General features: G+C 71.5%; 5 protein-coding genes. 3 read left to right on the forward strand and 2 right to left on the reverse strand.

Translation table 11 applies throughout. The features are described from left to right. Positions 1-398 (reverse strand): cellulose binding domain-containing protein (locus ACW0Q9_RS25455; protein ID WP_456185464.1); only part of this gene is annotated, 398 nt, incomplete at its 3' end. A 607-nt stretch (positions 399-1,005) separates the two neighbouring features. Between ACW0Q9_RS25455 and ACW0Q9_RS25460 the strand changes: the two genes are divergently transcribed. Both ACW0Q9_RS25460 and ACW0Q9_RS25465 read left to right on the forward strand, forming a co-directional pair. Next, positions 1,006-2,253, forward strand: a complete 1,248-nt coding sequence (locus ACW0Q9_RS25460; protein WP_456185466.1) for a hypothetical protein — start codon at positions 1,006-1,008, stop codon at positions 2,251-2,253. Next, positions 2,240-2,995, forward strand: a complete 756-nt coding sequence (locus tag ACW0Q9_RS25465) for a class F sortase (protein WP_456185468.1) — start codon at positions 2,240-2,242, stop codon at positions 2,993-2,995. Before ACW0Q9_RS25460 ends, ACW0Q9_RS25465 begins: the two co-directional genes overlap by 14 nt. Before the next feature lie 190 nt (positions 2,996-3,185). Here the strand turns inward: ACW0Q9_RS25465 and ACW0Q9_RS25470 are convergent, their stop codons facing one another. Then, positions 3,186-8,246, reverse strand: coding sequence for an NAD-glutamate dehydrogenase (locus ACW0Q9_RS25470; RefSeq protein WP_456185470.1), 5,061 nt, complete (start codon positions 8,244-8,246; stop codon positions 3,186-3,188). Between the two features lie 287 nt (positions 8,247-8,533). Between ACW0Q9_RS25470 and ACW0Q9_RS25475 the strand changes: the two genes are divergently transcribed. Beyond that, on the forward strand, positions 8,534-10,218 hold a 1,685-nt coding region (locus tag ACW0Q9_RS25475), incomplete at its 3' end, for a penicillin-binding transpeptidase domain-containing protein (RefSeq protein WP_456185472.1).

Raw genomic sequence — 10,218 nt, forward strand, 5'->3', positions numbered from 1 at the left:
AACTGGGTCGGCTTCGGGTTGCTGCCGCTCCACGCGCCGTTGAACCCGATGCTGGTGCTGGCGCCGGTGCCCAGCGAGCCGTTGTAGGACTCGTTCTGCGCGGTGACGTTCTGGCCGCTCTGCGACCACTTCGCCGACCAGCCCTGCTGCACCTTCTGGCTGCTGTTCGGGAACGTGAAGCCGAGGTTCCAGGAACTGAGCGGGTCACCGATGTTCCTGATGGTCACCGTGGCGGTGAAGCCACCGGGCCAGTCGCTGGTGGTGTAGTCCACGCTGCACTGGGTCGCGGCCTGCGCCGCGGTGACCGGGAGGGTCACCAGCCCGCCGGCGACCAGGACGCCCGCGCCGGTCAGCGCGAGCGCCCGGCTGCGGCCGGACAGCCTTCTCCACAGATTCATGCCACTGATCTCCTTGGGCGAGACCGGATCCGCGTACGGCCCGGCGGAAGGGCGCTCGGACGTCCGCCAGGGGGCGGCCGCAGCGCACGGGATTCTTCGGGGGCGCCCGACCCGGACGGGCGTGGTGGTGGTGGACGACCGGTCCCACGGGACCGGTCGAGGAGTCGGACGCCGTCCGGTGACCCGGCTGCCCTCGACGTCTGAACTCGCGGTGTGGCTCCCCGAACCGCGTGCAGAGATTCTTGCATGGGAGCGCTTCCATGGCAATGGCTCGATGTCGCCCGCTCCGCGCGGCCCGGACGAACGGCCCAGGCGCGCCGAACGAGGTGCCGGGCGACTGGAAGCCGGCAGGCCGGTGGAGTACGGCTTCTCCGGGCACGCTGCGGGGCGGACGACGCAGGCGACACGCGACCCGTCCGAGCCGACACGCCGACGGCCCGGCCGCCCGGCAACCCCCCAAAAGCCGCGTACCAGCCGTAACGCTCCCATCGCTCACAAACTCCTAAACACGAATCTTTCCCCGGATAAGCCGCGAATCGGTCTAACGTCGGTCGTAGCTCGACTGAAGGCGGGCTCAGGACAAACAGGGATGGAGTTGACGCAGGTCATGGCTAAGAAGATGCTCGGGAAGGTCGTTGCGGGTGCCGCTCTCGGCGGTGCCGGCCTCCTCGTGTTCACCCCGGGGATGGCCTACGCGGGCGGGCACGACGACGAGGGCAAGGTCATCGCCAAGCCGCACGTGGTCAAGGCGGGCGACAAGGTCAAGCTGCTCGAGATCTGCCCAGAGGCGCAGGAGCACGCCTTCGTCTGGTCGAAGGTGACCGGAAAGGTCAAGCTCGAACCCGTGCGCGACCACGGCGACGAGCACGGCGACTGGAAGGACCGCGACAAGGGCGACCGCCACGACGAGCATGGCGACTGGAAGGACCGCGACAAGGACGCGGACCAGGGCCCCGACGGCAAGGACCGGCACGGCCGCGACGAGCACGGCAAGGACGGCAAGGACGACCACGGCAAGGACGACAAGGGCAAGGACGAGCACGGCAAGGACGACCACGGCAAGGGTCCGGACGGCAAGGACAAGGACGAGCACGGCAAGGACGACAACGGCAAGGACGAGAACGGCAAGGACGAGCACGGCAAGGACCAGAACGGCAAGGACGAGAACGGCAAGGACGAGCACGGCAAGCCGGGTGGCACGGGCGGCGGCGTGACCGCCGACTACGGCGACCAGGGCTCGGACCGCAAGGGCCACGAGGAGTACGGCCAGAGCGAGGAGTCCGGCTACGGCCGCGACAACAAGGACGAGAAGGACCAGGGCCGCGACCACGGCCAGGACTGGCAGGGCGACTACGGCCGCGACGCCAAGGACGAGCACGGCAAGGACGACAAGGGCAAGGACGAGCACGGCCGCGACGGCAAGGACGAGCACGGCCGCGACGCCAAGGACGAGCACGGCAAGGACGACAACCGCAAGGACGAGCACGGCAAGGACGACAACCGCAAGGACGACCACGGCAAGGACGACCACGGCCGTGACTGGCAGGGCGGCAAGGACGACGAGTCCGACTACGGCCGCGGCGAGGACAGCTGGGAGCACGGCAAGGACTTCGTCTACTTCGGCGAGGCCAAGGTCTCCGAGGACGCCCGGCCGGGCAAGTACGACCTCGAGGGCTCGTGCGGCGACGGCAAGCTGGTCGTCCTGCCGCGCGGCGGGGTCGACGGCGGTGACGGTGGGATGACCACCACCAGCACCGACCGCGGTCTGGCCGCCGGTGGGGCGGGCATGATCGGGGCCGCCGCCCTGGGCGGCATCGTCCTGCTGCGTCGGCGTCGGGCCAATGGCCTCGTCTGACCAGACGGCGACACGGGCCGGCGGCCGTCACGGGAGACCGTGGCGCGCCGCCGGCGCGGCCGTCGTCGTCCTGCTCGCCATGGTGGGCGCCGGGATGATCGGCGCGTCCTTCCGCACCGTGCCCCCGGCCCAACCGCCGCAGCCGCTCGCACAGGCCGGACCGGCGGACCCGAGCACCGCCACCCCCGACGGCACGCAGATCGGCGACCAGGCGCCGGTGACACCGGCCCCCGACACCCAGGGCTCGACCGACGCGGCGAATCCCGATCTGGTCCCCGCCGGGCTGTCCCGGTCGGCCCCGACCACCATCTCGATCCCCCGGATCGGCGTACGGGCCGAGATCATGACCCTCGGCACCAACCCGGACGGCACGGTGGAGGTGCCCCCGCTCGACCAGGCCATGAAGGCCGGCTGGTACTCCCCCGGCCCCAGCCCGGGTGAGGTCGGCAACGCGGTCATCGTCGGCCACGTCGACTCCGCCAAGCTCGGCCCGGCGGTCTTCTTCAGCCTCGGCGCGCTGAAGCCCGGCGACACCATCGACGTCGCCCGGCAGGACGGCTCGACCGCCACCTTCACCGTCGAGGAGGTGAAGTCGTACCCGAAGACCGCCTTCCCCACCGAGCAGGTCTACGGCCCGTCCGACGCGCCCGGCCTGCGGGTGGTCACCTGCGGCGGGGAGTTCGACCGCAGCGCCGGCAGCTACCTCAACAACATCGTGGTCTACGCCGCCCTGGCCGGATAGGCACGCGGAGACGGGCGCGGCGCGGTGATCGGGTCACGCCGACCCACTTGGCCGGGTGGGCGCCGCGAACTGCGCGGCCCGGTGGTCGGGTCACGCCGACCCACTTGGCCGGGTGGGCGCCGCGAACTGCGCGGCCCGGTGGTCGGGTCACCCCGACCACCGGGCCGCGCCGGTGTGCGTGCTTCTTCCGTCAGGCCGCCGCCGAGGTCCGCACCAGGGTACGGATCTGCCGCAGCAGCACCGACAGCGCGGACAGGTCCGCGCGGGACTCGTCGAACTCCCCCATCGCCCGGTGCGCCCGGTGGATCGAGGTGGCGTTCGCCTGCTCCCACTCCTGCACCCGCTCGACCGGCGGGAGGCTGTCCGGAGTGGATCCGAGCACCTCCGCGGTGAGCGCGGCCAGCGCCGCGTACAGGTCGTAGCGCAGCGCCATCCGGGCCAGGGTCTGCCAGCGGTCCTCCCGTGGCAACAGGGAGATCTTCGACAGCAGGGCGTCCACGCGGAACCGGTCGGAGAGGACGAAGTAGACCGACGCCACCTCGCTCACGTCCCGGCCCGTCGACTGCGCGGTCTCCACGATGTCGAGCAGGCCGAAGCTGTACATCAGCCGGGTCGCCTGCTCGGCCAGGTCGCGGGGCAGCCCCTTGCCGGTCAACGAGTCGATGTGGGCGGCGATCGCCTCCCGCTCGGTGCCGTAGAAGAGGTTCTCCAGCTCCGGCAGGAGCCGGGCCACCCCGTCCCGCAGCCGGGCGATCTCCCCGGGCACGTCGATCGGGGAGCGCCGGTTGGTGACCAGCCAGCGCACCGCGCGGTCGAGCAGCCGGCGGGTGTCCAGGTAGACGCTGGTCTGCAGGTCGGGCGAGACCTTGTTGTCCAGCGCCTCGACCGCGTCCCACAGCTCGCGCAGCCCGAACACCTCGCGGACCACCACGTACGCCCGCAGCACGTCCGCCGCCGAGGCGGCCGTCTCCTCGACCACCCGGAAGACGAACGTGATGCCGCCCCGGTTGATCGCCTCGTTGACCAGGACGGTGGTGACGATGTCCCGGCGCAGCCGGTGCTGGCCCATCCGGTCGGCGAACCGCTCGCGCAGCGGGGTCGGGAAGTAGTTGACCAGCACGTCGGTCGTCCACTCCTCGTCGGCCAGCCCCTCGCCGACGATCTCCCGCTCCAGCACGATCTTCACGTACGCCAGCAGCACCGCGAACTCCGGCGCGGTCAGCCCGGTCTCGCCGCGCACCGCCAGCTCCTCGTCCGGCGGCAGCGCCTCCAGCGCCCGGTCCAGCGCGCCCGACCGCTCCAACTCGCCGATCATCCGGCGGTGCACCGGGAGCAGCGAGGCGGCCTGGGCCTGGGCGTTGTTCAGCGCCCGGGCCTGGTCGTAGTTGTCCCGCAGCACCAGCTCGGCGACCTCGTCGGTCATCTGGGCGAGCAGCTCGTCGCGTTCCGGCACGTCCAGCGCGCCGTCGGCGACCGCCGTGTTGAGCAGGATCTTGATGTTCACCTCGTGGTCGGAGCAGTCCACCCCGGCCGCGTTGTCGATGAAGTCGGTGTAGATCCGGCCGCCGGCCGAGGCGTACTCGATCCGGCCGTGCTGGGTGAAGCCCAGGTTGCCGCCCTCGCCGACGACCCGGCAGCGCAGCCCCTTGCCGTCCACCCGGATGGCGTCGTTGGACTTGTCCCCGACCTCGGCGTTGGTCTGCGTCGACGCCTTCACGTAGGTGCCGATGCCGCCGTTCCAGAACAGGTCCACCGGCGCGGTGAGGATGGCCTTCATCAGCTCCTGCGGGCTCAGCTGCGTGACGCCGTCGTCGAGGCCGAGCACCGCGCGCACCTGCGGCGAGACCGGCACCGACTTGGCGGTCCGCGGGTAGATCCCGCCGCCGGCCGAGATCAGTTCGGCGTTGTAGTCCTCCCACGACGACCGGGGCAGGTCGAACAGCCGCTTCCGCTCCTCCCACGAGCGGGCCGCGTCCGGGTCCGGGTCCAGGAAGATGTGCCGGTGGTCGAAGGCGGCCACCAGCCGGATGTGCTTCGACAGCAGCATCCCGTTGCCGAACACGTCGCCGGACATGTCGCCGACGCCGACCACGGTGAAGTCCTGCGTCTGGGTGTCGTGCCCCAGCTCCCGGAAGTGCCGCTTCACCGACTCCCAGGCGCCCCGGGCGGTGATGCCCATCTTCTTGTGGTCGTAGCCGGCCGAACCGCCGGAGGCGAACGCGTCGCCCAGCCAGAAGTTGTGCGCGGCGGAGATCTCGTTGGCGATGTCGGAGAAGGTCGCCGTGCCCTTGTCCGCCGCCACGACCAGGTACGGGTCGTCGGCGTCGTGCCGGACCACGTCCTCCGGCGGCACGATCTCGCCGCTGGAGATGTTGTCGGTGACGTCGAGCAGGGCGCCGACGAACTCCTTGTAGCAGGCCACCGCCTCGTCCCGGTCGCCCGGCTTCTGCTTCAGCACGAAGCCGCCCTTGGCGCCCACCGGCACGATCACCGCGTTCTTCACCATCTGCGCCTTGACCAAGCCGAGCACCTCGGTGCGGAAGTCCTCCCGCCGGTCGGACCAGCGGAGGCCGCCCCGGGCCACCGGCCCGAACCGCAGGTGCACACCCTCGAACCGGGGCGAGTAGACGAAGATCTCGAACTTCGGCCGCGGCGCCGGCAGCTCGGGGATCGCCTGCGGGTCCAGCTTGAACGCGACGTAGGACTTGGGCCGCCCGCCGACCGGCTTCTGGTAGAAGCTGGTGCGCAGGGTCGCCTGGATCAACGTCAGGTAGGAACGCAGGATCCGGTCCTGGTCGAGGCTGGCCACGTCGTCCAGCGCCTCGCCGATCGCGGTGACCAGCTCGTCGCTGCGCTGCCGGCGCTCGTCCAGGGTGGACGCGCCCGGCCGGAACCGGGTCTCGAAGAGCTCCACCAGCAGCGAGGCGATCCGCGGGTACGCGATGAAGGTCTGCTCCATGTACTCCTGGGAGAACACGGTGCCGGCCTGCCGCAGGTACTTCGCGTACGCCCGCAGCACCACCACCTGCCGCCAGGTGAGCCCGGCCCGGAGCACCAGCTCGTTGAAGCCGTCCACCTCGGCCTCGCCCCGCCAGGCGGCGGCGAAGGCGTTCTCCACGTGCGGGCGGACCTCGGCCAGCTCCTGGTGCGCCTCGGGCAGTTGCAGCCCGAAGTCGTAGAGCCAGATCCGGCCGTCGACGCGCTCCACCTCGTACGGGTGCTCGTCGACCACCTTGACGCCGAGCGAGTGCAGCACGGGCAGCACGGCGGAGAGCATCATCGGCTCGCCGTACCGGTAGACCTTGAACCGGACGTCCATGGTCTCGTCGATCTCGACGGCCCGGCCGGCGCCGTTCGTCCGCCCGAGCTGCTTGCGGAACAGGTGCATCTCCAGCTGGCCGGGCTCCTCCAGCAGCTCCAGCTTGGCCAGGTCCTTCATGGCCTCGTACGGCGTGTGCCCGTCCTTGTAGCCCTCGGGGAAGGCGTCGGCGTACCGGGCGAACAGGTGCTTGGCCTGCTCGTCGCCGAGCTTGCGCTCCAGCACCAGCCGGTAGTCGTCGTCCCAGAGCCGGGTCGCGTCGGCCAGCTCCTCGGCGAGGAGGTCGGCGTCGATCTCCCCGGGCGGGCTGTTCGGGTCGGTCCGGACGATGAAGTGCACCCGGGCCAGCATCGACTCGGTCACCCGGGTGGTGTAGTCGACCCCGACGCCGTTCAGCTCGCGCAGCAGGATGTCCTGCATGCGCAGCCGGTTCTGGGTGGTGAACCGGTCCCGCGGCAGGTAGATCAGGCAGGAGATGAACCGCCCGTAGGCGTCCCGGCGCAGGAAGACCCGCAGCTGCCGGCGGCCGGCCATCCGGAGCACGCCGATCACCGCGTGGTAGAGGTCGTCGGTCTTGATCTGGAACAGCTCGTCGCGGGGATAGGTCTCCAGGATCTGGAGCAGGTCCTTGCCGGAGTGGCTGCGCAGGCTCAGGCCCGAGCGGTCCAGCACCTCGGCGACCTTGCGCCGGACCACCGGCAGCTCCTGCACGCTGGTCCGGTAGGCCGCCGTGGAGAACAGGCCCAGGAAGCGCCGCTCCCCGACCACCTCACCGGCGTCGTTGAAGATCTTGAAGCCGATGTAGTCGAGGTAGGCCGAGCGGTGCACGGTGGCCCGCGAGTTGGCCTTGGTGATGATGAGCAGGCGCTTCTCCAGCACCTTCTCGTGCGCCTCGGGGGTCATCGAGTTCAGCGACCGCGCCTCCGGCGAGTCGGACCGCAGGATGCCCAGCCCGGTGCCGAGGACCGCCTCCAGGGCCTGCCCGCCGTCCGCGCCGTCGGTGTCGACCAGCCGGTACTCACGGTAGCCGAGGAAGGTGAAGTGGTCGTGCGCCAGCCAGCGCAGCAGCTCCACCGAGTCGGTGATGTCCTTCTCCGGCACCGGCGGGCGGTTGTCCGAGGTGCGCGCCGAGGCCAGCTCGTCGGCCAGGGCCAGGGCACGCTGGCGCATCTTGGGCCAGTCCTCGACGGCCTCCCGCACGTCGGTGAGCACCCGCTGCAGCTCCCGGCGCAGCTTGTCCCGCTCGGCGGCGTCGCGGACCGGGTCGATCTCGATCCGCATCCAGCTCTCGACCAGGTCGCCGGCGATCGCGTCGTCCGGCTCCACGTCCGCGGAGACCTCGGTCAGCCGGCCCAGCGGCTCGCGCCGGACCACGACCAGCGGGTGCACCAGCAGGTGCACGTCGAGGTGGTGCGAGTTCAGCAGGGCGGTCACCGAGTCGACAAGGAACGGCATGTCGTCGGTGACGATCTCGATCACGGTGTGGTGCTGCTCGGCGTCGGGCTCGTGGATGCGCAGCTTCAGCTCGCCCGGTACCCGCTGCTGGGCGAGGTCCCGGTGGGCCCGGGCCGCGTCGAGCATCTCCTCGGCGGTGAAGCCGATCAGCTCCTCGTCCGGCGCGAACCGCCAGAAACGGCCCACCAGGGTGGCCGCGTCGTGGTCGTCACCGGCCAGCGCGACCGCCTGGGCGACCAGGCGCTCCGCGTTCGGTACCGGCTCGTCCAGCTCGTCCTCGGACTCGTCACCCAGTGCCTGCGCGGGCAGGCCCAGGTCGTAGAGGGTGTCGATGCTGGAACCGGTCATCCCGGTCACTCCTGTGTCGAGACGGCCGAAACCGTCCCCGTCGGTCGCCGAATCGAAGCTGTCATCGTCCCGGCTGGTGTCAGCCTGCCGGAGGTCGGGTCCCGGTTTGATCGCCGGACGCCGGTCCATCGGTGCCACTCCCCTCGACCCACCGCGTTGTGGGTCACTCTGCCGCCCAGCCTAGGCCTGCCGCTGTGCCCCTTCGTCGGCGGACCACCGGCCGGACGTCCGGATCGGGACTCTGTCCTTTCACCCGTTGCGGGTACGTGGTCGGCCGGTCGCGGAGTACCCGGACTGGCGATGTTCATCACACTGCCACAGGGCACTCTTTGCCTGCGCAAGGGCCGTTCCGGGACGGTGGGGAGCCGCCCCTCGTACTAGCGTGCAGGGCAGTTTCGTACCGGAGGGACCGCTTCATGCTCCTGTCGTACCCCGTCCGCCGCCACCTCTCCCCTCGCCGCCGCCGGATCCTCGCGGCGCTGGCCGCCACCGCGCTGGCGGCGGGCGCGTTGACCGGATGCTCGGGCGAGGACGGGCCGGAGCGCAGCGTCGACGCCTTCCTGAAGGGGTGGCGTTCCGGCGACCTCCAGGCGGTCGGCTTCATCGACCCGACCGGCGCCAAGGTGCCGGCGGCCCAGGTGACCAAGGAGCTCCGGTCGCTCGCCGGCGAGCTGGCCGACCGCCCGCCGCAGCTCGACCGCACCGGTGAGGTGAAGACCGAGGGGGGCCTCGCCACCGCGCGGATCCGGCTCAGCTGGCCACTGCCGGGCGCGACCACCTGGACCTACGAGAGCGCCGTACGCCTCAAGCACGGCGACGACGACCAGTGGCAGGTCATCTGGGAGCCGACCGTCGTGCACGAGAAGCTGGAGGCCGACGACCGGCTCGCGCTGCGCCGGGACGCCGCGCCCCGGGCCGGCGTGCTGGACTCCGCCGGCGCTCCGGTCGTCGCACCCCGCCCGGTGGTCCGGGTGCAGGTGACCCCCGGCGAGGTCACCGACGTGAAGGCCCTGGTCCGGAAGCTCGACACCGCGTTCAAGGCGATCCGGCCCCCGCTCACCCCGCCGGTCGACCTCACCGACCTGCCCAAGCGCCTGAGCGAAGCGGATCGGGGGGCGCTCGTCGAGGTGGTGACCCTGCGCGACGAGGCGTACCGGCAGATCAAGCCCCGGATCTACGACCTGCCCGGCACCCGGTTCCAGTCCGACCAGCTCTTCCTCGCCCCGACCCGGGAGTTCGCCCGGGCCCTGCTCGGCTCGGTCGACCCGGCCCAGGCCGACGACCTCAAGGCCCACCCCGACAAGTACGTCCGGGGTGACCTGGTCGGCCACGGCGGCCTCCAGGGGCGCTACGACGACCGCCTGCGCGGAACCCCCGGGATCACCGTGATCACCGAACGCCCCGCGCCGGACGGCACCACCGTGCCCAGCGGGGTCGAGGTGTTCCGCAGCGAGCCGAAGGCCGGCCAGCCGCTGAAGACCACCCTCGACGTGGCCACCCAGAACGCCGCCGACGCCGCCCTGCGCGGGCAGGCCCGGCGCTCCGCCCTGGTGGCCGTCCGCATCAGCGACGGAGCGGTGCTGGCCGCCGCCAACGGCCCCGGCGCGGCCGGCGAGAACCTCGCCTTCACCGCCCAGGTGCCGCCCGGCTCGACCTTCAAGATGGTCAGCGCCCTGGCCCTGCTCGACCGGGGCGCGGTGACCCCGGAGGCGACCGTGCGCTGCCCGAAGACGTTCGAGGTCGACGGCCGCTCCTTCAAGAACTCCGACAACTTCGAGCTGGGCGACGTCCCGTTCACCACCGACTTCGCGAAGTCCTGCAACACCGCCTTCACCTCGCTGGCGCCGAAGCTCGGCCCGGACGGGCTGGCGCAGGCCGGCCGCACGCTGGGCCTGGAGGCGCCCTGGGACCTGGGCACCGACGTGTTCACCGGAAAGGTGTCCGCCAACGGCTCGGCCACCGAGCAGGCCGCCGCCGCGATCGGCCAGGGCACCACCGTGGTCAGCCCGCTCGCCATGGCCGGCGCCACCGCCGCCGTGGCCCGTGGCCACTGGGAGCAGCCCAAGCTGCTGCTGGACCCGGCCCCCGGGAAGCCCGCCCC

The sequence above is a fragment of the Micromonospora sp. I033 genome, assembly GCF_053890995.1.

What these genes read in the sequence shown, in the direction of transcription:
- ACW0Q9_RS25465 (WP_456185468.1), top strand. Translation starts at nt 2,240, where the DNA reads ATGGCCTCGTCTGACCAGACGGCGACACGGGCCGGCGGCCGTCACGGG.
- ACW0Q9_RS25470 (WP_456185470.1), bottom strand. Translation starts at nt 8,246, where the DNA reads ATGGACCGGCGTCCGGCGATCAAACCGGGACCCGACCTCCGGCAGGCT.
- ACW0Q9_RS25460 (WP_456185466.1), top strand. Translation starts at nt 1,006, where the DNA reads ATGGCTAAGAAGATGCTCGGGAAGGTCGTTGCGGGTGCCGCTCTCGGC.